We start from the raw sequence: 25,385 nt of genomic DNA on the forward strand, positions 1-25,385 counted from the left end.
TATTATTAAGAAACGCAGCGGACCGCGCAGGAAAAAAATTAGAAACTGGCGTAATAATTGCAGGTATTTTGGTTATTACTCATACGATGCTCATTAGAAAGCATCAGCCGGAGCCTGCAACCATGCGATTACGCCATATTGAAATCTTCCAGGCCATTGTTCAGGCAGGCACCATCAGCGGCGCCGCCCGTTTACTCAACGTCTCTCAGCCCAACGTCAGCCGGGTACTGAATCACGCAGAACAGCAGCTCGGTTTTTCCCTGTTTGAACGCCGCACACAGGGAATGATCGCCACCGAAGAAGGGCTGCGCCTGATACCGAAAGTGCAGGAACTTTTCAGCCATCTGCAAAGCATCAGTTCACTCACCGAACAAATCAAAACCAGCAAGGCCCACTCCGTACGACTGGGCGCGGCACATGCGTTCGGACAAATGATCGTGGCCCCAACGCTGGTGGAATTTCATAAGCAGGCAGCCTCGGTTAACGTCGAACTGGTTACCGAACACTTCAGCACGCTGTGCCAGAACATCCTGCAAAACCAGCTCGATTTCGCGCTGATCTTTGGCCAGCAGGTGCCGTCCGAGCTGCTGGCAGAACCGCTGTTCCAGTCCACAATGGTTGCCCTATTGCCGAAAGACAGCCCGATAAACGGCCCTGTCTCGCTGGAATGGCTGTGCAACAACAATCTGCTGATGATGCAGCATAAGGATCCGCTCGGTCAGGTGCTACACCGTGCGCTGCGCGACAAAGCGCTACAGCCAGCGGCGTCGCTCTACATCAAAACCTACTCGGTGATTGCCGACATGGTGCTGGCGGGCGGCGGAACGGGCATCGTCGATCTCTTTACCGCCTGTCGCTATGCTGACCAGCTCAAGATCGTCCCTATCGATCAGCCGCTGCCTTTTGAAGTCACGCTGATCAGCCGCCGTGACAACCCACAGTCACAGGCGACACTGCAGTTAAAACAGATGATGAAAAATCGCTGTCGCGACATTGCCAGACAGAACGAAGCCTTACTTTACGCCGCCTGATTCTCGACAGGTGGCACCATGTAGGCGGTTTTTCCTATCCCCTGCACGGGACTCAACGCTATAATCCGTCTCATCATTTGCTTTACAGGTATGCACCAATGATTCGCAGCATGACCGCTTACGCCCGCCGAGAGATCAAGGGCAACTGGGGAAGCGCAGCCTGGGAACTGCGTTCCGTTAACCAGCGCTATCTGGAAACCTATCTTCGTTTACCGGAACAATTCCGCAGCCTCGAACCTGTCGCCCGTGAGCGCATCCGCGCCCGCTTAACCCGTGGAAAAATCGAATGCAACCTGCGTTTTGAGCTCGATCCGAGCGCGCAAAGTGCGCTGATCCTGAACGAAAAATTGGCGAAACAGCTGGTTAATGCCGCCAACTGGGTCAAAATGCAGAGCGACGAAGGGGAAATCAACCCAGTTGATATCCTGCGCTGGCCCGGCGTGATGTTGGCGGAAGAGCAGGATCTGGACGCCATCAGCGCCGAACTGCTGACCGCGCTAGAAGGCGCGTTAGATGATTTCATCGCCGCCCGCGAAAGCGAAGGCAACGCGTTGAAAGGGATGATCGAACAACGTCTGGCGGGCGTCAGCGCCGAAGTTGTCAAAGTCCGCGCTCAAATGCCGAACATCCTGCTCTGGCAGCGTGAACGCCTGCAAAGCAAGCTGGAAGATGCGCAGGTACAACTGGAAAATAACCGTCTGGAACAGGAACTGGTGCTGATGGCACAGCGCGTTGATGTCGCGGAAGAACTCGACCGCCTCGACGCTCACGTCAAAGAAACCTACAAAATCCTGAAAAAAGAAGAAGCCGTCGGCCGCCGCCTCGACTTCATGATGCAGGAATTCAACCGCGAATCGAACACGCTGGCCTCGAAATCCATCAACGCCGACGTCACCGCGTCAGCCATTGAGTTGAAAGTGCTGATCGAGCAAATGCGGGAACAGATTCAAAACATCGAGTAGTGTTTCACGCGATCTCATAGAGTCTCATCACATCTCATCAATCAAAAAGGCCATTGTAAATACTGGCCTTTTCTGTTTTATATAGTCTCATATCGTATCACTAGAGCGCGTACTTGAAGTGTACTTAAAGGTGTACTTATTTAGTCTTAAGTACATTCGTTTAAGTACACTCCCCTGATGGTCACGTATTCAATATGTAGATCAGGTCATTGCAGATAATGTTCACGCTCGATGAATGTGCCGATTATCGAGTTTTTTAAGGTGCGTACAACGGCATTAATACTGATATGCAGCGCCCGTGCGGTATCGCGGATACCGGCATTGTTCATGGCAAGGTCAACAATTTTCTCTTTCATACCCTGCTGACAGGCACGATATTCATACTCAAGCTGAAAACTTCGACAACAGGTCTGACAGCGGAAGCGCTGATGACCGGTGCTTCCCAGTCCATGTTTTTTAACCGAGTCTGTTTGCTCACAAAATGGGCATTTTACCTCAACCGTTGCCATCAGGCTCTTCTTCTAAATATTTCGGAAAACAGATGAACGTTCTACCTGACGATCACCGAGTTGAATACGTGACCGCATTTTCCTGTTTGCGCTGATCCAATGTCTTAGCAATCGCAGACACTGTTGTTTTACTGATCCCTTGTTGCTTGGCAAGATAAGTAAATTGACTGATGGCTTCTGCGACTTCTTCAATGACTTGCCTTGCATCATTCCAATTCGCAAAGCCAGCACTGGTAGCAAGTTTTTGCATCACCTTAAGCGGTGGCGCTTTGCCATAACCTCCGAACGCAGTGGCGTGTTCGTTGAATGGATGTGGGCTGTAGGTAACATCGTAAAAAGGTGCAGGATTCCATTGACCGTCATCCGCTTGCAAAAACGCCCAATTTTTACTGTGGTCGTCTTGATTAGACGACAGCAAGTTAAAAATGGCGCGGCGAAATTGCAGTTGTCCAGCCGCTGGAGATTTACACAACTGACGGCTGGCTTTAACCAAGTCAATATAATCCAAACTTGGCGTTCGAAAGTCTGCATCCAGCAGCCCGCAAGCGCTGTGCATATGCAATCGACCTGAACTGAGTTGACTGCCTGAGTCGGCCTGTTCAGTGACATAATCAAAACGCTTAAGCGCTAACCAGGCAGATGCAGCGCTTGAAGATGGTGCTTCAATGAGTTGCCAGACTGGTGGTTGACACTTAGCTTGCTCAGCCATTTGCAAATAAACCGCCTCACACAAACCTTCTTCATGGCCGAGCGGGAGATTTTTTGAGGTAAATTTAATCAGCCAAGCCTCATCTTTAGGCTGAGCAAAGGTTCGACAATGCCGAGCTTCTCCAGCAGGCATATAAATCTGCGCTTTAGGCCTTGCCCCACCCGAACTACCTCCGGCGACTAATGCGGCCAACACCTGTTGCGTATGCCCATCTAACTCATCGTGATTATCATCCATATAATCTGACATCGAAGAATCGAACAGCGTTTGCGCTTCTAAGCCTAAAGTAGCTAAATCAATGTCCGCGTTCGTCGTGGCTGAAAACTCAGACACCGGAGAAAAAGACAATGCTCCCATGCCTTTATCACCGACAAAGGCCAGTCTATCCATCGCCGTTAATTGATTAGGCAGGATGCCCTTTTGCCGGAAAATACGATCTTGCAACAGCATGCCCCAGCCATCGGGCAAACAATCTCCAAATACGCCATGTACACCTTGGTGCGGCGCTTTAGGAGCGGCTTGAACTTGCGCATTCGCTTGCAAGGTAAACGGTGATAAATTGCCAAACTGCTGCAAATAGTCGTCAGCATACTGAAAAAAAGCGCCTTGCCGATTCTGTGCCAAGACTCCAACAGATATTTGTTCACCTGAGCTTAGCGTACGAGTAACGGATAGTTTTTGAATGGGTTTAAAACTCATCTTTTAGCACCTCATCAATACTAGAAGGCATAGTGGCGCGCTCTTTGTGAGGTTGCGTGAGCTGATAAAGTCTATCCAACGAGTCTAGGGTCTGCCAGAGCAACAGCAATTGGCGAAATGAAATTTGCCCAGTTAGCTCAAATTTCTTAATGGTGGCCGCAGGTACACAGCTTCGCTCAGCAAGCGACGCTCGTGACAGCTTTGCTCGTTGACGTAACTCTCGTAAATAAGCCGCATAGGCTTGGCTTACATCGGTATCATCAAGTAAGGTAAAATTCATCCGCAAAGACCAAATGGATACAGTTATACCCATTATAGCGAGATAAAACCAAAATTAGATACTATAATGTCCACTTGTGGGTAAGATGCTGAAAAATCACTCGATAAATCCTTTCTAAACTGCTATGTTTTAACCCTAACAGCAGCGTAAAGCGGCACTGTTTTTCCATTGCTAACCACTAAGATTTAGTAAAAGCCAGAGGCAAGTGGTGGGCAGTTTGGTGGGCAAACAGGCATTTTTGAACGGTTTCTTTTCGATAAACCATTGAGTTTATTAAGGTCTACACCGCTACTCTACGAGCAGATCCAGAATAACGTTTCACGCGATCTCATAGAGTCTCATCACATCTCACCAATCAAAAAGGCCATTGTAAATCATGGCCTTTTTGTTTTATGACCGTGGAAGAAAAACATGGGTTAACCCATATCAAATGGATTTTTTGGTGTTACGTCATTCAATAACTCAGACGTGATGGCATGTACCTCTCTCTGAACATAATCCCAATATTCGGGATTATCGAGGGTTCTCTCTTTAATTTGCTTAGGGATAAAGCGGCTCATTTCCATATTAAAGTCGTCACGGACTTCATCTTGCGACATTAACTTAGCTAACTGAATAGATAGCGCCTGTCGAAAGTCATCTGTTTGCTTGTGTCTGGCGGTGAGTTTCTTTTCAACCAGTGTTTTGGATAGATCAATGCCGCGCTGCTTAATCCAAACAATATCCCAGATATCACGAGGCTTTATACGTCTTGCCCGATACGCTAACGCGATCAGCTTATCGGCTAGTGTTTCTTGTAACGATTGTACCGGAACCAAGATCCCTTCAGTCGGTACAACAATGTCGTAATGATTGATTAGCGGGCGCTTTTCAATATCAAATGATGGAATAGCACAGACATCAATATGCATTTTTTGCCGTGGCAAATCAGGACGATTCGCTTCTTTTACGATACTAATTTTCCAAGAAACGGTATCCCCTTGCTGCTCGCCAGAAGGTTTGTTTACCCAAACTTCGGTTTCATACTTGTTCTGAATATAGGTTTGGATCTCGGATTCCAGCCCCTCAAATGCTGAGGGCTTGAAATCATGACCACCATTGAAATCAAGGTCTTCTGATAGCCTGCTACTGTTGTAACACATTCGTAATGAGGTGCCGCCAATAAACGTTAACCGTTGCATGACACCCTGTTTGATCAGCACATCTATAATGTCATGATGCAAGATCTCTTTTTCTATGACGGGTGTCACTGCGGCATAGTCAGGGTTTGACTGGACGATTTGGCGAATTTGTTGCTTCAGCATACGTTATCTCCCACACACTTCCCCATACTTAGCTCTCCAACATATGTAGATTGCGCTGGCAGTGCTTTAGATCTGCAATCGCTTGTTCCTTGTATGCGCGATACATTTTAATGTCAGGGTCATAGTACAAATTAGGTGCAACTTGCTCGACTGGCTTTTTAGTATGGGTAAACTCAATCACGCCATAAGGCGTATCAAAACAACCACTTCGACCTTTAGTCACTACCGTGACTCTACCCATCACCACTTGTGAAATATCACCGGTATGACTGAGCTGGCTTTCTAAACTGATGTAGTTCAATACGCCACTGCGCAACTTTTTGATGATTTTATAAATGGCAGTCTCAGGCTCAGGTGGTGTAATAACACTTTCATAGAAGCCTTTCACCACTCGTCTTAGCAACCCCCTCTTTACGCAATCGGCTAGGAACTTTCTAAAGGCTGAGTCACATGGCACACCCTGCATAAAAGCCAGCTCTGTTGCACTATGAATGCCACCGCCAGCGTTCACCGCTTTGGAAAATACGTTTAGTAGCTCATCAGATTTAGTCATAGGTCTACACTACGTCACAAAATAAGTAACTTAATGTAGACCTGATGTTCAACTTAAACAAGAAACAGATCTACACATTATTACCTTATAGGTAACGATGAAAATAATTGGTCAAGACAGTAGCTGACAGAGGGCGAAGCGTCCCTAAAGCAGATCGCTCAGCCGGTTTAGCAGTGCTTTACGATTATTATTGGCCACGGTAAATCGCTTAAAACGATGCTCAAATGCCGCGACATCGCCTTTAAACTGATAGGCTTCGAACAACTGATGCAGATAACGTGAAGCTGCATCGTAGCCACTAGCGCAGATTCGATTAGCTTGCTCTTGCGCTTGCTGCCAGCAGTGCTCACGCTGGCTATAAATATCGGCTAACACTTTTTCTTTTTCCGCTCTTTCGATTGCCAATTTCTTTGCTAATTCTTCGGCTTGCTCTTGCTGTAATTGACTTCGTACTTCTTGAATATAAGGGGTAATCACATCGGGAGTTAACCAATACTGATAAGTTTCATCTTTATTAACAGACTCTTTTCGCGTCATCGCTGAGGCTTGGTGACTTGGTTGAGCGCTCAGGACCATGGCAAGCGCTTTAATAGAAGCTAAGGGAATATCATAAAGCGCAGTAAAAGCCAGTAGCCCCTCACTGAGAGACGTAAAATCGAACTGAATTAACGGTATTCCCTCAAGTTCATCATTAAAGCCAAACGTTTTGAGCCATATGAAGTAGAACAAACGCCAATCACCTTGCATTAACTCACTGCGTAAGGCGGCTAAATGTTGGAAAAAATCGTCTGCACTTTCATCATCAAAATACTCGTAATATTCCTCGATAGAGAAAACAAGCAATTGCCACTCATCGGTTTGATGAATAGAAAGTTCAAGTGTTGCAAACTCAAGCATAGCACTCGGTATCGTCCCAGCAGGTAGCTTAATGTAGGCATCGATTGAGCCCCAGTCGGCCTAATAAAAACCGATATCGAAGTATTTTAACATCAGCTCAGAAGGTTCCGCCTTTAAGTCACTGTAGGTGTAATACACCTGAAAATACGTTGCGGAGATGTCGGCACGGCTTGAAATAGCTCTGAGTTTTTGTCGCGCCTTCGCGTCTAAATACCCATCCAGACGCTCAAATCGATAGTATTGATATTCGCTCACGATGACTTTTCTGCTGAATTAATGGTGAATTGAAAAGTTTGTTTTAATAAAGGCTGAACCTGAACCATTCTGGCAACAGGCTCTGCGCTTATATAACGTTTTGGATCAACCGTCACAAACCCCCAAAACTGTAAGAAGCGTTCAATAAACCTTGATTCGATTAGCATGTTTAAACTTCTTTTCGGTGAGAAGTAACCGTCCGTAGGGAATGCCAGCAGCAAATCAGGGAAAGCCGTCATCACCTCTTTAACAAGCTGATCCACACTGTGATGACGTTGTATGCGCCACAGCATAAACAACCAAAAGGTACGCAAATCGGCATCGAATTCAAAGCCGTCCAAATACCCCCAGTTGTATTGACTGGTTGCGGCGTCTAGCATGGGTTTAAAGAATGCTTGGCTACCTAAAGCCTGATACTGCTTCTGCGCTGATTTTTTTACATGGTAGCGGCCGCTGCGTTGATAAATAATGCCACTGATTTCGGCAAGTACTCGGGTGTAGTGCAAGGCATTAAACTTATCTTCGTTACTGCCCGCAAACTCACTGATGCTCTTGTCATATTCAAATTGAGCAACGGCAAACTCAGGCAATAATTCACTGGCCTGTTTGACTACCTTAGTCGGTAAGTTGCCTTTGCTCGTGGCTTTGAATGAGCCATCTTGCGCCATGGCTTCATCAAGAATCAGGGCTAAATAGCGCATCACAGGGCTGGCAGAAAGGCAGTCTGGCGTGTTGATTGTGACCCACTGTAACTCATCAAAAGGCGCATAAAGCCAATTGGCCATTTGCCTTGGCGTCACCCCACAAAAATCGGGATGAGGTTGATTATTACGATCCAGCACTTTGTGTTGTAAAGCAGCATTGAGTTCATCAAGGCTCAAATTTGGGTTCATTGCCAGCATGGCTTGAACATCATCAAGGAGTTGGGAATGCTGCTGAGATACGCTGTTCATACAACAATTTTTAAATTTTTTACCACTGCCACAGTGGCAAGGATCGTTACGACCGAGCTTCATTATGGGTTTCTCTTATTGTGGTAGAAAATATTGAAAAAAAACGCCTTGCCAATTCTGAGCCAACACCCCCACTGCGACCTGTTCACCCGACGTGCGGGCTACACTGCGTTTCTGAATGGGTTTAAAACTCATCTTTTAGCACCTCATCAATGCTAGTCGGTATAGCAGCACGCTCTTTGCTGGGTTGTGTGAGCTGATATAGCCTGTCTAGCGAGTCAAGTGTCTTCTGCCAAAGCAACAGTAATTGGCGGAAGGACATTTGCCCAGTCAGCTCAAACTTCTTAATCGTGGCCGCAGGCACGCAGCTTCGCTCTGCCAGTGCAGCCCGTGACAGCTTTGCTTGTTGGCGTAACTCACGTAAGTAAGCAGCATAGGCTCGGCTCACATCAGTATCATCAAGTAATGTAAAATTCATCTGCGGCCACAACGCCCTGTGCTCAGGGCGTTTTCGTTGCATTATTGCCCTTCACCCTTTCCTACATACGAGACCGGCAAGGCTTCCTTATAGACTTCTTTCACCGAATTAAATTGTCGCGCCGCCTCCAGGGCATTCAATGTTGTTAGCTTCATCGAATTGCGAATGGGCCGGTGAGGCACGTTTTCAATCGGTGTTTTTAACATCAGGGGTTTACCTAATTCAAACAAAATACAGTCATAAGTATCGACACTTAACTTTCCCGTTTGCTCAACGTCTAGTTCATTCCTTTTCACGATTTTCTGGCTTTTAACTGGCCATATTTTCTTAATCGATTTCCAGTGGGGATCAAGGTCACTCGTTGAGGCGATAGCAAGGTAGCGTATTTCTGCGACTACGTGGTTTTTTGACTTTTTCATCGCCGCATTGAATGTCTCCACTCTGGTGTGGTACCACGCGGATGTGCCGTTTTCAAAATTATCAAAATACGTGCTGGTTCGCCCCACCTTACCACCCAAAGCGGCCGTCATCACTAAATCGGGGTAAAGCGTTTGCCCCATTCCGTAATAAGGGATCCGTGCGGCTTCTTGCAGATATAAACGTTCTTGTAATTGTTGCGTGCTGTAATAATTTCCCGCAACACCAAGCTGGTGCTTTAGAAAATCCACAATCCAGCGGCACCCAACCTGACCATCGTTGTTGGGCAGAAGTGCAAACGCGCCAATCCCCACCTCAGAAATGGCATCAAGGTAAGGGTTGTCTTCCACGTTTTGGTTAAAAAAGCCGGGGTAGAGGGCAAAGGCTCCAAACACGGGGCGACTTTTCTGGCCTGCTACGGATGATGTGTCTTGCGTAATACGGATCAACGCATCACGGTAACGGTGCATTTGGTTAATGGCATCGTCCGGCACCAAATCGATTTTATCAATATCATATTTATCTGCATCGCTGCCATCCACTTGGCTCGCTTTGGTTTGAATACGGTACTTGGCATCGAATAGCCAAATACAGCGCTTATCGCTCGGCGTAGGGAATTCAACCTTCAAGACAATATCAGGACGATGAGAGACGAAGTAAGAACGAATATCTTCGCTGTTTGGGCTAAAATGAGGTTCGTGAGCCAATCTCGCCACTAAACCATCCTCGCGTTCAAAAACAAACGCGCCCGCAAATCCATTTTTTAACTGATATTCAAAGTCATTTTTTAATACCAAGGCTTGGCGATTCGGGGTGATATCCTTAAATCCAAGATCGTCGATTAAAATATTGCGCAATGCCAGAAAACACCACACTTCATAAATATCAGCAACAGATTTCATCGAAATACTGGTTTGATTAGCAAAAACATCCAAGTAGCATTTAAGCTCCTGCCAAATACGATATACCGCGCTGTAGCCCGTTTTTTGTTGCAGTACGAGCGATGATTTAGCCAAACCATTAAATTCGCTAACGTCACGTAAAAAACTGTGGTTCAGCATTTTGATCAATGGTTTTTGCCAACTGCCAATTTCAGTGAGAAACGAATCGGAAAGACGTTGATTTTCAGGTGCTTGATTATTTTTCCGCAGTTTGCGTTCAAACTCGATTAATCGATTTTTGCATTGAGTGACCACCATCTTGATAAAACGGTTTTCTGGCGTATCCACACTCAAGTATTTTTTTTCAACGCGATAGCGTTTATCAGACCGACCATTTTTCAGATCGTTAATGACGTTTTCGGTTAAGCGATGAGGTAAGCGGCCTTTTAAACGATCCGCACGCACAAATGAAACATTGGGCTGTAGACGGCGATGAGGAGACTGACTGATTATTTTTAAACTTTGTTCTAAACGTTGCCTCAGCGCCGTAAAATTAGCCAACCACAGTAATGGAAAATCACCACGCTGTTTACTGTGTTCTGCATCTTGCTCCGTTTTCTCCGCCAGGCTAAAACGCCATAGCGGATAATTGTTGTCGAGTACGCGATACATCTCAGACAAATCACGGTGTAAATCCATTTTGGTCGGCAACACTTCAAAAGCGAGAGTAAACCGATAGTCCTGACCTGCACGGCGATAGCTAAGCGGCAGGCGCATCCAGCCGACATCATTACCAGTATTGATGGTGCCCGTTAAACGAGCGGGAATATCACGTTTCTTTGCCGCAAAGCGAAAACCTTCATTCACCAGCCTTACGCGGTGGGTTAAAGCGGCTTGCTCCACCTCATTAAAAAACACCCACTCAAACTGATATTGCGCATTTTCAAAAAACAAAGGTTCCCGCAGAGCGATCGACTCACTCTGCACACGGGGGGCATTACCCAACGTTTCAGAGATCAGCATTTCATCCAGAACTGCCACTTCCTGCAAATCCATCGCAGGGGAAAAACGCACCGCCGAGCCCACGCTATTCTCAACTGAGGGATGAAGAGCATCAGCGTGCTGAACGCGTTTAGCCAGCGTGTTACGGTAAACCTGTTGCCGTTTAGCGATATCATTACACCAAATCGACAGTTCAAAATGCTCAGTTTGTACTCGCAATAATTCGGGCATTTCGTACCGCCTTGTGGGTTATGGCCAGAAACTGGTGAAGCCGGATTGCGCAAGCTTATTTTGCATCCAATCAATTTTAGCGCGACTGCGGCAATCAATCATTATTGTCGCACCATCTTGTTGCTTTTCACGGTAAAAATCCGGTCTTGCGTTTGGTTCATTCCAAATAGCGGACAGATTTTCCTTTAAAATACCGGATAATTTTATGAGCAGCGATTCATCAATATCATGCTGAGCTAATTTATCGCTATCACCTTCAATACGCGGTAATAACTTGCACATTAAAAAATCATCCCAAACCGCTTGTAACTGAATTTCGTCTTCAGGTTGATGACTGATCACACTCAGCAGCAATTCATTTAAGGCACGATAGGCCAATTTAAAGGGCGTGTTGTCCAAAACGGTATTCAGCGCATGTAGAAATTGAATACTCGCTTTGCCATCCGCATCAATCGCAGGCAAGCGTTCTTTATTCTTCACAGCACTTGAATAAATCGGGTAGGACAGTTTTTTAAGTGCGACCGTTGGTGAAAAATAATCGTCAAAATCGTTAGGGAAGAAGTCACCAAAATCGAAACTCAGTGCGCGGTCAATCACCTTACGGGAAAAACCATGTGTGGTCTCATCCATATTCACCGTACCGGCCACCAGTAAGTTAAAGGGAATGCCGATACCATGCTTAGAAAATTCAAGCCATAACGCAGAAGTCGGGTCTAACTTCAAGTTTTCGCACAATTCATTCCGTTTATCATCAGAAAGTGACTGAATCACGGAGGCTTTTAATAACGGATCGCACTGGTAGGTAAATTCATCATCTGCCCATTCCCATTCGCGGGTTTCCAGTATGGATAAATAATCAGCGAAATACTGCTCAACAGGGGCGAGATTCATTTCATCCAAGCATAGCCAATACGGCGGTATTGCCTGTAAATCATCACGGTGGCCTGCCGTTTTATTCCCTGCAATTTGCACACCGGTCTCTGCAATGGCTTTCCACGCTTTCACAATAAATTGCAACACATCGGTGGTGACGTACCCAGCATTGTTATTCAAACGGGTGGTATAGCCTAATAAATCGCTAGGTTCATGCCAATCCGGCCGGACGGAAACTAAGCAATACGTTTCTTCACGGCTCCCTGTCGCTTCCGCTTGTTCACGAACAAAACGTGATTTCCCCGTGCCGGAGATACCGGCAAGTAAGAGGAAAGGTTTTGGGAGGGGAATAGCATTATTATCTGCTACACTCGATTTTTCTTTGGTCTGTACGTCTTGCATTTCGAGTTCTACCCCCTCGATTTCTCTATAGATATTCAGTAATGAATTCAAATCACTTTTTAGAATTTCATCAGACGGAATACTGTCAGCAGAATAATATCTTGCGATAATACTTGGTTTTTCATACGATTTACCAAGAGATGTACTTGCTGTTAAATTTATATCTTTACCCCCCCAACCCTCTAAACCAAAAACTTTTTCTAATAGCTGTTTTTTTATATATTCAGCGCGTTCTTCGGCGACTTTTTTTCCCAATTTTTTAGCTGGGATTGTTGTACCTTGATTAAGGGACAAATAAAATCCTGAGCCATCAGCTTTAAAAAGGTATACTGGATAAATGCCTTCTTGAGTGGTACTTGTAATTTTTGGATTGAGAATAGATACCCAAGGAACACTTGCCCAATTCCCTGCACCAGCACTAGCTTCTACTTTATAATTCGAATCGAACTGACTAACTATATTCTCTATTTCTTTTTTTAACTCTTTTCTCAATAAATTCGCAATCGGGTTATTAGTAAATCCCTCTTTTTTCGCTGCAACCCAACCTTTAGTTATTATTTGAAATTTTTCTTGCAGGCTCATCCTAGCTCCTAAATTAAGACAATAAATCTATGATTATGTTGCCACAACGTTTTACTTTATTGCGTAATACTATTTTTATCTACTACACAGAGGCTTAAAGTGTTTCAGCAGTCATCATACCGACGACGCAGCGTCTTCGACCATCGGCCTCTGGCATAGTTTCATAAAAGCCTATTGGCATTGGCACTCAACCCGTAATTTACAACTGTGTATTTATACATGAGTATTAATATTATCATCTGATGATACTTAGGCAAGTATTGTATTCTTCACCCCACCTGATCGAAAGCATCTTAGGTCTCGATTTGTGCTGTAAGATAATTGTAGGCTACGAAACTCGTAGTATCTGAACCCGTAAAACACATCGACAAGATGGTAATCGGCCAACGAGTTGTATCAATTCACACGGCAAACCTCACCTAAACTGTCCCTATTCGAGCACAATAAGGACAACTTTCCTACAAATTGTCCTTATTATCTGGCGTTTTGTCCTTATTCATCCTAAATATAGAGACACTTACCGCCATGTTGTCCTTATAGAAACACGTCAATAAACCGACCCGCGCTACACATTAAACGCCTCTTGTTTGGCAAGTTGCTCATTGAGGCTGATACCCAATCGGTTTGCGGCCTCTTGCCAGCCTTTTACGGTGCAAAGTACCTCGTCATAGATACGGGTTGCGTCCTCGCGGCTTAAGCGGAAAAAATCGATCACCTCAAAGGCAGATGATAACTTCCAGCCTCTATTGATGAGCAAAAAATAATCAAATAGGGACTATATTCCCATGATATTGCCAAAAATGGGAATACAGTCCTCTTTTCTCGGTCGATGAAATCGACACAAAAAATCTATCCACGCTTTAATCGGTCACAGATTGACCAACTCTTAAATGACCAGTAGACTCATTCATGTAGACCAACTTTTTTTAAAAATTTGACCAACTCTTCGGAGGACCTGTGCAAAAAATCAATCTCTACGAGGCAAAGACCAATTTCTCTAAAATTATCAACCATGTATCTGAAACGGGAGAATCCTATGTCATCACCCGCAACGGTAAACCCGTAGCGAAGATCGTTCCTCTTACCCTTACCGAAAAAACGCCACGCATTGGTTTCATGAAGGGCCAAGTTTCAGCACCAGAGAATTTTAATGATTTGAATAAAGAAGAAATTATCGACATGTTTAATGGGAAATAATGATGACAATCAACAAGGACGATGCCCCAAAGCAGCGCTCTACTAGCTACTTGTTAGATACGCACGCGTTGATTTGGTTAGCAGGTGAGCCGGAAAACCTTAGCAGCGACACAATCGCCATTCTTTCCGATGACAATAACCGTTTTTACTTCTCTTCCGTCAGCATACAAGAGATAGCAATCAAAACGGCACTAAACAAGCCCAGCTTTAGTATTGATGCTGAGGCTATAACGAAAGGTTTATTATCAGCGGGTTATCTTGAGCTTCCTATGCAGGCAACTCACGCCTATAACCTCACAAGATTACCCGAAATGCACCAAGACCCGTTTGACCGAATATTAGTCTCTCAAGCGAAAATAGAAGGTCTGGCACTGATAACAAACGATGGCAATATTATTAAGTATTGCTCAGGCTATATCAGCGTGATCAAATGTTGTTAGCATTCCAAGGAAAAACAACCGACATGCGTTGCCTCGTCCTCCCCTTCATCCTTCTTGTCCTGACCGGCTGTCAGGCGCTCACCACCTTCGATAAATACGCCACGATGCGACGTGGCGAATAAGCATCAACAAATTTACCAGTAACATAATAGTAATTCCCGACCACAGGTTTAAACGTGACGGTACTAAATCCACCATTGGCAGCAATCATTCTGACTGCAATATTGTGCTGCGCGCTGACCCAAAATTCACGAATCATCGTTGGCGTTTCTGGAATAGCGGGAAAGCCGAGTTCTTTATTATTGAGTTTAGTTTGGAACCCAAACGCATTATTGGTATAGCCATTTTCTGGTGCATCAATATTAATACATCTGTCGGTCGTCGGATAAACGCGAACATAGTCAAGGTTGCGGTTATCGAACGTCATACCCACGCGCTCAGCACCCTGATAATCTTCCAGTTTATGACTATAGGTTGCGACCGAGCATCCGCTAAGTAATACCGCGCCCATTCCAATCAGAAGCATTTTCCCGAACATAACCATCCCTTACCTTTATAAAATCAGAACATCCTGATTATTTTACGCCGCTTTTTATTCGAAAATTTACGTTGTATTACTTCACCTTAAAGCATTACCTCACCTTAAACACTAATGATAAACGAGGCAAAGGCGCATGATCCCACGCGATGAAGTCTGAGCCTCTGACGCTTGCTGAAAGACGAATTTGGCCTGTGATTCTTCGCCAAAGCGCCCGCAGGCGTCGTGTGGATTACGCCCGAGAGGCAAGAGAGTTGGACGTAAGAGGAATCAGCGGGCCAATCACAAAACCGTTGATACCGTAGATTTCCATACCGCCCATAAGATGGCGGAATAATACGGTGCTAGGGTGTCAAAAACGCCAGCGTGAGATAAATAAGATAAGGATGAGGAATCTCCCTTCGTTCAATCTGCCCTCGAAATATAGAACGCAGTCGACCGTTTGCAATTCAGGAAAAAGCGCATAGTGCTGAGGAAATGGCTAGGCAAGCGCCTCATGAGTGGCAATAAAGTCATTTTTTAACTGGCTATACACAGCGGCATCGTTGTCACACGCCAGTGCTGCGGCACGTTTTATTGCCGCATACTCAGCACATACGGCTGGGTTTGCACGTAGATAATCGCGGAAAGCCAAGTGCCGCTGGATTGACTCGTCGCCCACCACAAAAGCGTGAAGATGGTGAGTACGCGCATCGCCACCTTTGGTGTAGTAACGACGTCCCGCTATTCCATTTTCGCCACGAGGGTGATAGCCCAAATCGACCATGACATGATCGAACTTGTCCAAAGCGGATAACGAAATCACTTCCAGCAGTATATCAATCACCGGCTTAGCGGGGAGTCCCGGCACGGCCGTGCTACCGATGTGATGCACATTTACCGCAACTTCGCCGAGCGCCTGCGTGAGTTCCCTTGCCGCCGTTGCATAATTTGTCGCCCACAGTGGATCGTAATCCACCACGGCAATCGTTCGTCCGCCCATTCACTGCTCCCCCAACACGGCCTTATCGCGTAAAGGGTATCAGCGTTCAGGGGACGATTCAAAAGCCATCAGAAAGCGCGGCGAAAAGACGGTAAATGTCTCCCGCCACGTCATCCGTGCTTACAGGCCATCCAACCGCCGCTGGGTCGCGCGCACCAATGAGTCTGTGGTGATATCGGCAATGGATTTGGCACCCGTGAGCGTCATCGCCACACGCATCTCTTTTTCGATCAGGTTCAGCAGGTTAACCACACCCGCCTCGCCCGCCGCCGCTAGCGCGTAGACAAACGCGCGCCCGAGCATCACGCCGTCCGCGCCCAGCGCGATCATCCGCACTACGTCCAGCCCAGTACGAATACCGGAATCTGCCAGAATGGTGATATCGCCTTTCACCGCATCGGCGATGGCAGGCAGCGCATGTGCCGTTGACAGCACGCCGTCCAGTTGTCGACCGCCGTGATTGGAGACCACGATGCCGTCTGCACCGAATTTCACCGCTTCTTTGGCATCTTCGGGGTCGAGAATGCCTTTGATGATCATCGGCCCTTTCCACATCTCGCGGATCCACGCCAAATCCTGCCACGAAATAGAGGAATCGAAATTCTCGGCCAGCCAGCCGATATAGTTTTCCAGCGTTGTCGGCGTGCCGCGATAGGCGGAGACGTTCCCCAAGTCATGCGGTTTACCATTCAGGCCAACGTCCCATGCCCACTGTGGATGGGTAACGGCCTGTAAAATACGACGCGCCGCCGCATTCGGGCCGCTCATACCAGAGTGCGCATCGCGATATCGCGCACCCGGCGTCGGCATATCCACGGTAAACACCAGCGTCTTCACCCCGGCGGCCTGCGCGCGCTCCAGCGCATTACGCATAAAACCACGATCTTTCAACACATAGAGCTGGAACCACATCGGACGATTGATTGCAGGTGCCACTTCCTCAATCGGGCAGACTGAAACCGTGGATAAGGTAAACGGGATCCCTTTCTGCGCTGCCGCACGGGCAGCTTGGACTTCGCCGCGTCGGGCGTACATCCCAGTCAGGCCAACGGGTGCCAGCACCACTGGCATCGCCAGCTTTTCGCCGAACAGCTGCGTTTCCAGACTCAGGTCGGAGACATTTTTCAGGATACGCTGACGCAGCGCGATATCCGCCAGATCGGCGGTATTACGCCTGAGCGTGTGCTCGCCATATGCACCGCCATCGATGTAGTGGAAAAGAAACGGCGGCAGCTTACGCTGCGCCGCCGCCCGGTAGTCCGCTGAAGCAGAGATGATCATCGTCCTTTCCCATCCTTCTTCTTGTTGGTTTCATTCTTGCGGTCAATAGAATGACCGCGAATGAAATGACCTTTCTAGTGAAGCCACTTTTAGTGAAACTGTAAATACGCGACATGCGTTTGCAGGTATTCCTGCAAGCCGTGTTTGCCGTCCGCCCCACCCACACCGGATTTACGCCAACCCGCATGGAAGCCCTGCATCGCCTCAAAGTTCTCACGGTTGATGTAGGTTTCACCGAATTTCAGCCCTTTCAGCGCCTTCATTGCGGTGTTGATGTTTTGCGTATAGATCGACGACGTCAGGCCATATTCGCTGTCGTTCGCCATCGCAATTGCCTCTTCCAGCGTGTCGAAGGTCGCGACGGGCAGCACCGGACCAAACACCTCTTCGTGCATGATCGGCATGTCCTGTTTGACATCCACCAGCAGCGTTGGCGGATAGAAATAGCCCGTGCCGCTTTCGCGCTGGCCGCCGAGCAGCACTTTCGCGCCCTGCGATACCGCTTTCGCCACTTTGTCTTCCACACGCTGTAACGCCGCGGCGCTGATCAGCGGTCCCATATCCAGCGCTTTTTTCTCTGCCGTGTTGCCGAAAGTCACCTGCTCCATCGCGGTTTTAATACGGGCGATAAACTCGTCGTAAATGCCTTTCTGCACATAAACGCGCTCGGCGCAGTTACACACCTGCCCGCTGTTGATGACGCGGGAACTGACAATCGCTTTGACCGCCAGATCGAGATCGGCATCGTCCATCACGATAGCTGGGGCTTTGCCGCCCAGTTCCAGCGACACCTTCGTGACGTTCTGCGCCGCTGCCGTCATGGTTGCAATACCCGCCGCCACGCTGCCGGTCAGGCTGACCATGCCGACTTTCGGGTTAGCAGCCAGCTCTTGCCCGACCGTTGGGCCGTAGCCGGTAACAAAATTGATGACGCCTTTCGGTAGGCCAATTTTGTGAATGATTTCGGCGAAAATCACCGCATTATTCGGTGTGATCTCGCTCGGTTTGATGACGATGGTATTGCCGGTAATCAGCGCTGGCGCCGCTTTACGCGCAATCAGGAAGAAAGGGAAGTTCCACGGCAGAATGCCGGTCGTAACGCCAATCGCTTTGCGGAAGACGAAGATGTTCTCATTCGGGCGGTCGCTCTGAATGATTTCACCTTCATAACGGCGCGCCCACTCCGCCATGTAGTCGAGGTAGTCAGCGGTGAACAGCACTTCCGTCTGTGCCAGACCGTGCGTCTTGCCGCCTTCCGCAATGATGGTATCGGTCAGTTCGGCTTCGCGCTCGCGGATACCGTCGGCAATCTTGTGCAGCCAAACGCCGCGTTCAACCGCAGGAAGCGCTTCCCAGCCCGGCTGTGCGGCTTCTGCCGCATCAATCGCTCTCTTTGCATCGTCAGCGGAGCCTTCCGGAATCTGTGAAATAACCTGCTCTGTGGCCGGGTTCACCACATCAATCCACTTCCCGCTTCTGTTTTCAACAAATTCACCGTTGATGTACATACGTTTTTGGGTGGTGCTCATGTCAGGCATCTCCAAAGTAGGGTTAGAGAATACAACGCATAAACGAGTTGTTAATAAAACGCGTCTTTTTTGTGAAGTTTTGCCATGCTGCGCGATCTGCACTGCATTTACCTTTTCATGGCTGCCATTCCAGTCTGATAAGTGGCAAAAAAGTCATGCTGAGAACGCCTGACGTAACAATTTTGCAAAGTATCGGAGAATGCAGGGGAATAACGGCAAAGTGGGACTGAACGGGGCGGTGACAGACGCCAGCCGTAAGCGTCTGTCTGTTGAGCAGAAGACGCTTACTGCTCGTCGATTTTCGCGATCTCTTCCTTCACCAGCCACTTGCCGCCCACCAGTTCACGGGTGGTGGCGACCATTGCCTGCTTCTCCTCGGAGTAGGCTTCCGTGGTTTCGACAATCAGGACAGGCTTATTATTGGCTATCTGATAGGTAGACCATTGGTGCCAGCAGCAGCCGCTTTTGGTAAACGTCATGATGGTCTTACTTTTCTCATCAATCTCGAACAGGCCGAGGTTGGAGCTGGCTAACTCGGTCAGCGGCACATTCTGAGTAAACTGCTGCTTTTCAACATCAAACAGGTAGACGTCGTAAGACGGCCCACCGTAAGCGCCGCTATTGCCATTACGCAGCATGATATCTGCGTGGTAATCGAAGTTAGCGTCATCAATCACCAGCCCGCTGTTGTTCTCACCGTAGACCTCGACCAGATTCGCCGTGACTTCACCCTTATTGTTCAACTCGATGAACAGGTTTTCCATCGTGATACGCTGGAACAGGTCACCACGCCCTTTCTTAAAGATATCCAGCGTACCGGGGCCTTCGCAGGTTGAGTAAGAAGGGTCGAGAGTGCACCTCGCCACGCTGAGAACAAAGTCCCACTGGCCTGATGCCTGAGTAATCAGGGAGATATTTTCACTACCGGACAGCGCCTGAATACGGGAAACCATCTCATTCCCTAGGCAAACGTCATCCTTACAGCGGTCACGCTCGGCCAGCCACGCACGCTGCTCCTGACGCGCTTGCGCTTTGTCTTCCTTTTTCACATAACCCTGATAGGCCTTGTTTAATACCGTATCAAGCTGCTGTAAACGGCTGCTGGCACAAATCATTTTCTCGGTATCTGTGCTGGCCTTGCTGCAATCCATCGCCCAGACGGACGAGGTGAAGAAAAACAGCAGGGATGAAACGGCCAGAGATAAATAACGCATGAAGTCTCGCTCCTTGAATACAGATGAAAACCTAACTGATTAATAAGTAGACCATCGTCCGGTGCCTGATAAAACGTCCCCTTTGCCCAATGCAACCCCAGAGATTGAAATGCTCGCCCAGAGGGTGAACCACATGCACCGCCCACAGCATGCCGAAGGTATGGTGCAGGCGACATAGCCATAGCAAAAAATTTCCACGCTGCGAAAGAGCCACAACCAGCATGCAGACAATAGATAATGCTAAATCGATCATAATGTCATTCCTGATGCTGCTTGTCGTTAGGCAGCGGAGCCGCTGGGGAAATGGCCTTCACCGCCTCTCGGCTACGCAGAAAAACCCACCCAGCGATGCCCGCCAGTATCGCCCCCGTCACCAGATCGATGAACAGGTGGCGGCGCAGTTGCAGGATAGAAAGGGCAATCGCCGCCCCCCACAGCAGGTACAAGCCGGTTTTCATCTTCTGCTGTCTATCGCTCATCGCCCACACCGCCAGCACCGTTAGCGCAATATGCAGCGACGGCAGGCAATTCTGCGGTGAGTCGATAAGCAGCAAAAGCTGTAGCACACGCGTGGAGAGATCGTCCCCAACGACCTGCGGGTACACCATCGTGGTCGGGAAAATCAGATACACCGCGCCCGCGATCAGCGCGGTAAGCTGCGTTGCGCGGCGTAGCCCCGCCAGATGCGTAATCGGGCAGGATAAGTAAGACAGCGGCACGATGATAAAAAACGAGAGATACAGCCAGATCGCCGAGGCGCTAAAAGGAATCCACTCATCAACGAACGACGTCGGCAGCACCGTTCCCTGCCCCTGAAACTGCGCGCTCAGTTGATACACCAGCCCGACCGTTCCCCAGCCGAAAAGCAGCGCTTTCAGCCGCAACAGCCTCGTTTTTTGCGGAAATAGCCTCATGCACGCTCCTTCACGCGGGTAATCCGTCTGCGCTTTTGCGTAAACTCCGGCGCAATCTCACCGGCGCTTAACTGCCACCGTAGCCGCGATACGTCAATCCCCTGTAACGCACACTGCTGCGACAGGCTGTCCCGACAGGCTTCCAGCTCCGGCAGGCTACACGCTGCGGATAAATGCAGCATCGCATCGCCCTGCTGCACCAGTCGATAGTCGGCATGCAGCGGCAGCGCATTGGCGATAATCCGGCTACAGAGATCCGCAAACACGGTCTGAGGCTCACCGTTACTATCCAGCAATCGCAGACTGTCATCGCTACGCCCTTCGATGCGGGCAATAGCCATCGTCACTCGGCCACACGCGCAGGGCGTTTTTTGCCTCACCAACACATCGTCCAGCCGATAACGCACAATCGGCTGCGTGCTGCGGGTGAAATCGGTGATGATGGGCGTAAAGCGCTCATCATCCAGCCACTGCGGCTCGATGTGAATAAATTCCTCGTTGAGATGCAGCGTGCCGTGCTCGCAGGTCGATGCCAGAAAGCCTTCCGTCGCCTGATACACTTCCCCAACCTGCCCGAAGACCTGCTGGAGCAACTGCTTGTCCTGCGGTTCCAGCACCTCGGCCACGGAAATCACCTTTTTGACCGTCAGCCGCAGCTCACCGCGCTGTACCGCCAGCGCCAGTTCGCGCAGCACCTGCGCGGGAGCGACGATAATTGAGGGCGACCACGCTTCCAGTCGCGAAACATGCTCGGAAAACGGCGCAAAGAGATCGTAAAACGACAGGCTGAGCCAGCGGTTATCGACGCTGTGATACAGGTTGTTATCCGCCCGCAGGAACAGCGCCACCCGCTCACCGGCGCGTAGCCCGTCCGGCAGCATTTTCGCCAGCATGCCTCCCGCCCACACCTGCTGTTCGCGTGGGCTGACGACAAATAACCCGCGCTGCCCAGAGGTGCCGGACGACAGCCCGACGCTGAATCCACTCACATTCGGCGTGAAGTCACGATCTTCCTCACTGCGGCGCGCGCAGGCGAGCAGTTCATCCCGTTTAAGCCCAGCGGTATTCATCCGATCGAATTCGGCCATCATCACGGCTTTATCCATCATCGGCCAGGATGTCATGGGGAGCTGGCAGTAAGGGCGAAAATAGGGGCTGCGAGCCAGCACCCACCGAGCAAAACGAGAAAGCTGGCGCTGCTGATGGCGTTCAAGCGCCTGACGGCTGGCAAAGGTGAGGCGTCTGGCACGGAAATAGTGCCAGATCGTCATCAGCGGAATCATAGGTCGCCCTCGTGACACAGCCGAATCTCGACTTGCCCGTTCAGGTGCAACTGGTGCAGTTGATCCAGCGTGTGGTAATAGGCTTTTGGATCGTCCATCACCAGATTCGCCAATCGCGACGGCCCACGACCTTCGCGATAGCTGTGCGGCGACCAGGCAGCATCGCTTGCCAGCAACACCCAGCCGTTTTCCGTCAGCACAAACGCGCCGAGGTGTCCGGCAGCATGGCCGGGCAACGGCACCAGCACGATCTCTTTATCGCTACCCGGCAGCGCATAGCCTTGCGTAAACGGCGCCAGCTCGGCTGGCAGATCGGTAAACGGGAAGTTCTCAACAAACTGGAGCGCCTGCTCAAAATGTTCAGGGATCAGGGCAGGCACAAACGCCCGCTTCAAGGCCGCGAAACCACGCAGATTCCGCGTCTGCTGCCATCCCAGCGCCGAACAGATAAACGGCACGTCAGGAAAATCCCGCAGCCCCGCGATATGGTCGCCGTGAAAATGGGAAATAATCAGGCCGTCGATGTCCGCAGGTTGAATCCCCTGCCCGTGTAGCTGGTGAATCAGCGCGTCTTTCGTCTCGAAATGCACCGGCGTCATCCTGCGGTACAACTGAAACAGGCCGGATCGCGTGGCATCGGTAAAATGCTGGGCATAGCCGGTGTCCCACAGCCAGCGCTTATCCTGACTCTCCAGCATCCAGACGCGTGCCGGAAAACGGCACACCTTCCATCCCGCACCACGCAGCGCCATGCAGCCGGGATGCAGACAGTACCCGACTTCAAACGTTGAAATAGTAGCCATGCCCGCCATTCCTCTGCTGCGCAAGGTGCGCGTTGAGCCAGTTACCCGTTAGCTCGATGCCCTGATTAAGGGAGAAACGCGGCTGATACCCCAGCTCCTGCCTGGCTTTCTCCGCGCTGAGCGTCATATCAAAATTCACCGCGCCCGCACTGTAGCGCGTCAGCAGCGGCTCTTTCCGGCTAAACCACGAGAACAGCTCCATGCCACCTGCCACCGCGTGCAGCAACGGATACGGCACCGCACTAACGCGATAATGCATCCCCAGTTGCCCAGTCAGCAGTTGCTCCAGCATATCGACAAGGCGTGCGGGCTCATGATTGGTGATGTTGTACGCCGCACCAGACACTAACCCCGCTCGCTCGCTGGCAAGCGCCATTGCTTCCACGACGTTGCCGACAAACGTGAGATCCAGCAGCGCTTCGCCACCACGCGGGAGCCGCAGCACGCCACCGCCCACCTCAATCTGTTCCAGCACTCGCGGCAGAATCACGCGATCATGCGGGCCAAACAGGCCGCGCGGGCGCAGAATCACATAGGTGGTTTGCGGGTAGCGCGATGTCAGCGCCTGAAGGCGCTCTTCCGCCAAAAATTTGGTCTGCGCATAGTGATTGGCAAAACGCGCCGCGCGGTAGCTTTCATCGATATTCAGGTGGTGCTGATAGTCGAAGTAAATCGCGGGCGTGGAGATGTGGACAAAGCGCGGGATACCTAACTGACCGGCAGCGTCGGCCAGCCGTGCTGTCACCTCGGTATTATTCTGATAAAAATCATTATATTGGCCCCACGGCGATGATTTCGCTGCACAGTGCCAGACCACGTCGCAGCCCGCCATCAGCGTTCGAAACTGGTCTACTGAGGTGTCCACCAAATCGATACCGATGAACTGCGCGCCCAGCGCTTCAAGCTGTTGCCCCACCGAGCGATCGCGCCCGAACGCCAGCACCTGATGCCCGGTCTGAAGCAGCCACTCCACCGCGTTACGCCCCAGTCCGCTGGTCGCGCCCGTGACGAAGACGCTCATGGGATCAATACCATCCCGCCCAGCGTCAACCCAGCGGCCGTACCGACCAGCATCGCGGGTTCACCCTCAGGCAGACGCTGCGTCACGATGGCGTGATGCAGTGCCGTCGGAATCGAGGCCGCTACCTGATTACCGTGATAGCGGTAAATATCAATCAGCCTTTCCGTCGAAATCGCCAGCCGCTTGCGCATATGTTCCAGCGACAGGTGGCTGGCCTGATGCGGAACTACCGCCGCCATCTGATCCAGCGAATAACCGCTGGCCTCCAGCAGCCGTTGCAGATAACCCTCAATCAGCGCAGAAGCCTGCCTGAATAGCCGTTTTCCCTGCATATGGAACAGAAAATCATGCAGCTCCATCCCCGCCCGCGGGTTACGCAAGGTGCCGCCAGCGCGGATCTGGCACAGTTCGTTGCCCTTCGGGTAGGTTTCCAGCAGACACGCCGCAATACCGCTGCGCCCATCGCCGCGTTCGACAATGGCACACGCGGCACCATCACCAAAAATCAGCGACGACTCTTCGTCATCCCAATCGATACCGCGCGAAGCAAGTTCGGTAGAGACGATGGCAATGCGTCGATAAGCGCCGGTATTTAACAGCCCGGCCGCCACCTGAAGCGCGGAAATAAAGCTGACGCAGCTGCTGTTAATATCGAAACTGGCCGTCCCTTTTGGCAGGGACGACGCTTTTAATAAGTGACTGGCGCTATAAGGCAGCGCCTGAATCGGAATCGCGGAAGCAAACAGCAGCAGATCGATGGACGTTGGCGGAATAACACCCCGCGCCAGCGCGTCATTTAACGCCGCCACACCGAGTTCCGCCTGGCTGGCATGATTGTCCGCATGGTGGCGATAAATAATGCCTGAACGGCTTTCGACATACCCAGCGGGCTTATTGAGCCGCACATCTAATTCAGCCGAGGTCACCCGCTGCGCAGGAAGCGCACTGCCGGTAGAAATAATCTTGAGTGGAACCAATCCCTGAGTGACTGCATGACTTTGCGTCTTCAACATCCATCCTTTCCAGATTTATTATCGTTTTACCTGCGAACGATAAGACTATCGTGCGCGGTATTTATTCATTCTGACGCTAAGAATAACGAAATCACCGCGAATTGAAATCTTAAGCTGTGCGGTCGCACTATTCCATCCCGATACTTTTTCGC

At 49.7% G+C, this 25,385-nt stretch carries 23 protein-coding genes and 2 pseudogenes; 4 read left to right on the forward strand and 21 right to left on the reverse strand.

Going from position 1 to position 25,385, the window contains the following annotated elements; translation table 11 throughout:
- Window positions 1–122: 122 nt before the first annotated feature.
- Window positions 123–1,031 carry a LysR family transcriptional regulator gene (locus tag IG609_RS19545; protein WP_193400275.1) on the forward strand — a complete coding sequence of 303 codons (909 nt, stop codon included), beginning with the start codon at window positions 123–125 and terminating at the stop codon, window positions 1,029–1,031.
- Window positions 1,032–1,129: 98 nt separating this feature from the next.
- On the forward strand, window positions 1,130–1,993 hold the full coding sequence (locus IG609_RS19550) for a YicC/YloC family endoribonuclease (RefSeq protein WP_102117032.1): 864 nt from the start codon (window positions 1,130–1,132) through the stop codon (window positions 1,991–1,993).
- Window positions 1,994–2,247: 254 nt separating this feature from the next.
- On the opposite strand, the pseudogene IG609_RS19555 reads toward IG609_RS19550, so the two are convergent.
- The 10 genes and pseudogenes from IG609_RS19555 to IG609_RS19600 form a co-directional block, all read right to left on the reverse strand.
- A pseudogene (locus IG609_RS19555) lies at window positions 2,248–2,502 on the reverse strand (IS1-like element transposase); the annotation flags it as partial.
- Between the two features lie 52 nt (window positions 2,503–2,554).
- Window positions 2,555–3,910 carry a type II toxin-antitoxin system HipA family toxin gene (locus IG609_RS19560; RefSeq protein ID WP_193399054.1) on the reverse strand — a complete coding sequence of 452 codons (1,356 nt, stop codon included), beginning with the start codon at window positions 3,908–3,910 and terminating at the stop codon, window positions 2,555–2,557.
- Window positions 3,900–4,190 carry a helix-turn-helix domain-containing protein gene (locus IG609_RS19565; protein ID WP_180785889.1) on the reverse strand — a complete coding sequence of 97 codons (291 nt, stop codon included), beginning with the start codon at window positions 4,188–4,190 and terminating at the stop codon, window positions 3,900–3,902. Before IG609_RS19565 ends, IG609_RS19560 begins: the two co-directional genes overlap by 11 nt.
- 416 nt (window positions 4,191–4,606) lie before the next feature.
- Window positions 4,607–5,494, reverse strand: a complete 888-nt coding sequence (locus IG609_RS19570) for a nucleotidyl transferase AbiEii/AbiGii toxin family protein (protein WP_193399053.1) — start codon at window positions 5,492–5,494, stop codon at window positions 4,607–4,609.
- Between the two features lie 28 nt (window positions 5,495–5,522).
- Complete coding sequence (gene abiEi / locus IG609_RS19575) at window positions 5,523–6,047, reverse strand: type IV toxin-antitoxin system AbiEi family antitoxin (RefSeq protein WP_193399052.1); 525 nt, start codon at window positions 6,045–6,047, stop codon at window positions 5,523–5,525.
- A gap of 144 nt (window positions 6,048–6,191) precedes the next feature.
- On the reverse strand, window positions 6,192–6,944 hold the full coding sequence (locus IG609_RS19580; protein ID WP_226373219.1) for a hypothetical protein: 753 nt from the start codon (window positions 6,942–6,944) through the stop codon (window positions 6,192–6,194).
- Window positions 6,945–7,195: 251 nt separating this feature from the next.
- The gene (locus IG609_RS19585) at window positions 7,196–8,215 is read right to left on the reverse strand and encodes a YecA family protein (protein ID WP_193399051.1); all 1,020 of its coding nucleotides are present in this window, start codon (window positions 8,213–8,215) and stop codon (window positions 7,196–7,198) included.
- Between the two features lie 121 nt (window positions 8,216–8,336).
- Entirely contained in the window at window positions 8,337–8,600 is a 264-nt protein-coding gene (locus IG609_RS19590; protein WP_431040662.1) for a helix-turn-helix domain-containing protein, read from the reverse strand.
- Window positions 8,601–8,671: 71 nt separating this feature from the next.
- Window positions 8,672–11,161: a restriction endonuclease-like protein gene (locus IG609_RS19595; RefSeq protein WP_193400970.1), complete on the reverse strand. Its 2,490-nt coding sequence runs from the start codon at window positions 11,159–11,161 to the stop codon at window positions 8,672–8,674.
- Window positions 11,162–11,179: 18 nt separating this feature from the next.
- Window positions 11,180–13,018 (reverse strand): MrcB family domain-containing protein, encoded by a 1,839-nt coding sequence (locus tag IG609_RS19600; RefSeq protein ID WP_193399049.1) that lies wholly within the window; start codon window positions 13,016–13,018, stop codon window positions 11,180–11,182.
- A gap of 957 nt (window positions 13,019–13,975) precedes the next feature.
- Between IG609_RS19600 and IG609_RS19605 the strand changes: the two genes are divergently transcribed.
- Window positions 13,976–14,215, forward strand: coding sequence for a type II toxin-antitoxin system Phd/YefM family antitoxin (locus tag IG609_RS19605; RefSeq protein ID WP_193399048.1), 240 nt, complete (start codon window positions 13,976–13,978; stop codon window positions 14,213–14,215).
- Window positions 14,215–14,655 (forward strand): type II toxin-antitoxin system VapC family toxin, encoded by a 441-nt coding sequence (locus IG609_RS19610; protein ID WP_080724435.1) that lies wholly within the window; start codon window positions 14,215–14,217, stop codon window positions 14,653–14,655. Before IG609_RS19605 ends, IG609_RS19610 begins: the two co-directional genes overlap by 1 nt.
- Window positions 14,656–14,725: 70 nt before the next feature.
- On the opposite strand, the gene IG609_RS19615 is transcribed toward IG609_RS19610, so the two are convergent.
- The 11 genes and pseudogenes from IG609_RS19615 to IG609_RS19665 all read right to left on the reverse strand — a co-directional run bounded on the left by IG609_RS19615 (window position 14,726) and on the right by IG609_RS19665 (window position 25,233).
- Window positions 14,726–15,193 (reverse strand): hypothetical protein, encoded by a 468-nt coding sequence (locus IG609_RS19615; protein ID WP_226374109.1) that lies wholly within the window; start codon window positions 15,191–15,193, stop codon window positions 14,726–14,728.
- A 481-nt stretch (window positions 15,194–15,674) separates the two neighbouring features.
- Window positions 15,675–16,175: a GrpB family protein gene (locus tag IG609_RS19620; protein ID WP_193400972.1), complete on the reverse strand. Its 501-nt coding sequence runs from the start codon at window positions 16,173–16,175 to the stop codon at window positions 15,675–15,677.
- Window positions 16,176–16,295: 120 nt separating this feature from the next.
- A complete protein-coding gene (gene lldD / locus IG609_RS19625) occupies window positions 16,296–17,456 on the reverse strand; it encodes an FMN-dependent L-lactate dehydrogenase LldD (protein ID WP_193400975.1) in 1,161 nt (386 codons plus the stop codon).
- Between the two features lie 89 nt (window positions 17,457–17,545).
- Window positions 17,546–18,985 carry an aldehyde dehydrogenase gene (gene aldA / locus IG609_RS19630; RefSeq protein ID WP_193400977.1) on the reverse strand — a complete coding sequence of 480 codons (1,440 nt, stop codon included), beginning with the start codon at window positions 18,983–18,985 and terminating at the stop codon, window positions 17,546–17,548.
- Window positions 18,986–19,269: 284 nt separating this feature from the next.
- Window positions 19,270–20,199 carry a lysozyme inhibitor LprI family protein gene (locus IG609_RS19635; protein ID WP_193400979.1) on the reverse strand — a complete coding sequence of 310 codons (930 nt, stop codon included), beginning with the start codon at window positions 20,197–20,199 and terminating at the stop codon, window positions 19,270–19,272.
- 100 nt (window positions 20,200–20,299) lie between these two features.
- Window positions 20,300–20,415, reverse strand: a pseudogene (locus IG609_RS20685) (sterol desaturase family protein); the annotation flags it as partial.
- A gap of 41 nt (window positions 20,416–20,456) precedes the next feature.
- On the reverse strand, window positions 20,457–21,113 hold the full coding sequence (locus tag IG609_RS19645; protein ID WP_193399046.1) for a phosphatase PAP2 family protein: 657 nt from the start codon (window positions 21,111–21,113) through the stop codon (window positions 20,457–20,459).
- Window positions 21,110–22,396, reverse strand: a complete 1,287-nt coding sequence (locus IG609_RS19650; protein WP_193399045.1) for a F390 synthetase-related protein — start codon at window positions 22,394–22,396, stop codon at window positions 21,110–21,112. Before IG609_RS19650 ends, IG609_RS19645 begins: the two co-directional genes overlap by 4 nt.
- The gene (locus IG609_RS19655; protein ID WP_193399044.1) at window positions 22,393–23,199 is read right to left on the reverse strand and encodes an MBL fold metallo-hydrolase; all 807 of its coding nucleotides are present in this window, start codon (window positions 23,197–23,199) and stop codon (window positions 22,393–22,395) included. Before IG609_RS19655 ends, IG609_RS19650 begins: the two co-directional genes overlap by 4 nt.
- A complete protein-coding gene (locus IG609_RS19660) occupies window positions 23,177–24,220 on the reverse strand; it encodes an NAD-dependent epimerase/dehydratase family protein (protein WP_193399043.1) in 1,044 nt (347 codons plus the stop codon). The genes IG609_RS19655 and IG609_RS19660 overlap by 23 nt, the downstream gene beginning before the upstream one ends.
- Window positions 24,217–25,233 (reverse strand): ketoacyl-ACP synthase III, encoded by a 1,017-nt coding sequence (locus IG609_RS19665; protein WP_193399042.1) that lies wholly within the window; start codon window positions 25,231–25,233, stop codon window positions 24,217–24,219. The genes IG609_RS19660 and IG609_RS19665 overlap by 4 nt, the downstream gene beginning before the upstream one ends.
- Between the last annotated feature and the right edge of the window lie 152 nt (window positions 25,234–25,385).

It is taken from the genome of Pectobacterium quasiaquaticum (assembly GCF_014946775.2).
Classification (GTDB): domain Bacteria; phylum Pseudomonadota; class Gammaproteobacteria; order Enterobacterales; family Enterobacteriaceae; genus Pectobacterium; species Pectobacterium aquaticum.

Excerpts from the sequence above, each read along its gene's own strand:
- IG609_RS19660 (WP_193399043.1), bottom strand. The coding sequence starts at position 24,220 with ATGAGCGTCTTCGTCACGGGCGCGACCAGCGGACTGGGGCGTAACGCG.
- IG609_RS19650 (WP_193399045.1), bottom strand. The coding sequence starts at position 22,396 with ATGATTCCGCTGATGACGATCTGGCACTATTTCCGTGCCAGACGCCTC.
- IG609_RS19600 (WP_193399049.1), bottom strand. The coding sequence starts at position 13,018 with ATGAGCCTGCAAGAAAAATTTCAAATAATAACTAAAGGTTGGGTTGCA.
- abiEi (WP_193399052.1), bottom strand. The coding sequence starts at position 6,047 with ATGACTAAATCTGATGAGCTACTAAACGTATTTTCCAAAGCGGTGAAC.
- IG609_RS19615 (WP_226374109.1), bottom strand. The coding sequence starts at position 15,193 with ATGTTCGGGAAAATGCTTCTGATTGGAATGGGCGCGGTATTACTTAGC.
- IG609_RS19620 (WP_193400972.1), bottom strand. The coding sequence starts at position 16,175 with ATGGGCGGACGAACGATTGCCGTGGTGGATTACGATCCACTGTGGGCG.
- aldA (WP_193400977.1), bottom strand. The coding sequence starts at position 18,985 with ATGAGCACCACCCAAAAACGTATGTACATCAACGGTGAATTTGTTGAA.
- IG609_RS19580 (WP_226373219.1), bottom strand. The coding sequence starts at position 6,944 with ATGCTTGAGTTTGCAACACTTGAACTTTCTATTCATCAAACCGATGAG.
- IG609_RS19565 (WP_180785889.1), bottom strand. The coding sequence starts at position 4,190 with ATGAATTTTACCTTACTTGATGATACCGATGTAAGCCAAGCCTATGCG.
- IG609_RS19645 (WP_193399046.1), bottom strand. The coding sequence starts at position 21,113 with ATGAGGCTATTTCCGCAAAAAACGAGGCTGTTGCGGCTGAAAGCGCTG.
- IG609_RS19570 (WP_193399053.1), bottom strand. The coding sequence starts at position 5,494 with ATGCTGAAGCAACAAATTCGCCAAATCGTCCAGTCAAACCCTGACTAT.
- IG609_RS19635 (WP_193400979.1), bottom strand. The coding sequence starts at position 20,199 with ATGCGTTATTTATCTCTGGCCGTTTCATCCCTGCTGTTTTTCTTCACC.
- IG609_RS19655 (WP_193399044.1), bottom strand. The coding sequence starts at position 23,199 with ATGGCTACTATTTCAACGTTTGAAGTCGGGTACTGTCTGCATCCCGGC.
- IG609_RS19595 (WP_193400970.1), bottom strand. The coding sequence starts at position 11,161 with ATGCCCGAATTATTGCGAGTACAAACTGAGCATTTTGAACTGTCGATT.
- lldD (WP_193400975.1), bottom strand. The coding sequence starts at position 17,456 with ATGATCATCTCTGCTTCAGCGGACTACCGGGCGGCGGCGCAGCGTAAG.
- IG609_RS19585 (WP_193399051.1), bottom strand. The coding sequence starts at position 8,215 with ATGAAGCTCGGTCGTAACGATCCTTGCCACTGTGGCAGTGGTAAAAAA.
- IG609_RS19560 (WP_193399054.1), bottom strand. The coding sequence starts at position 3,910 with ATGAGTTTTAAACCCATTCAAAAACTATCCGTTACTCGTACGCTAAGC.
- IG609_RS19610 (WP_080724435.1), top strand. The coding sequence starts at position 14,215 with ATGATGACAATCAACAAGGACGATGCCCCAAAGCAGCGCTCTACTAGC.
- IG609_RS19550 (WP_102117032.1), top strand. The coding sequence starts at position 1,130 with ATGATTCGCAGCATGACCGCTTACGCCCGCCGAGAGATCAAGGGCAAC.
- IG609_RS19665 (WP_193399042.1), bottom strand. The coding sequence starts at position 25,233 with ATGTTGAAGACGCAAAGTCATGCAGTCACTCAGGGATTGGTTCCACTC.
- IG609_RS19545 (WP_193400275.1), top strand. The coding sequence starts at position 123 with ATGCGATTACGCCATATTGAAATCTTCCAGGCCATTGTTCAGGCAGGC.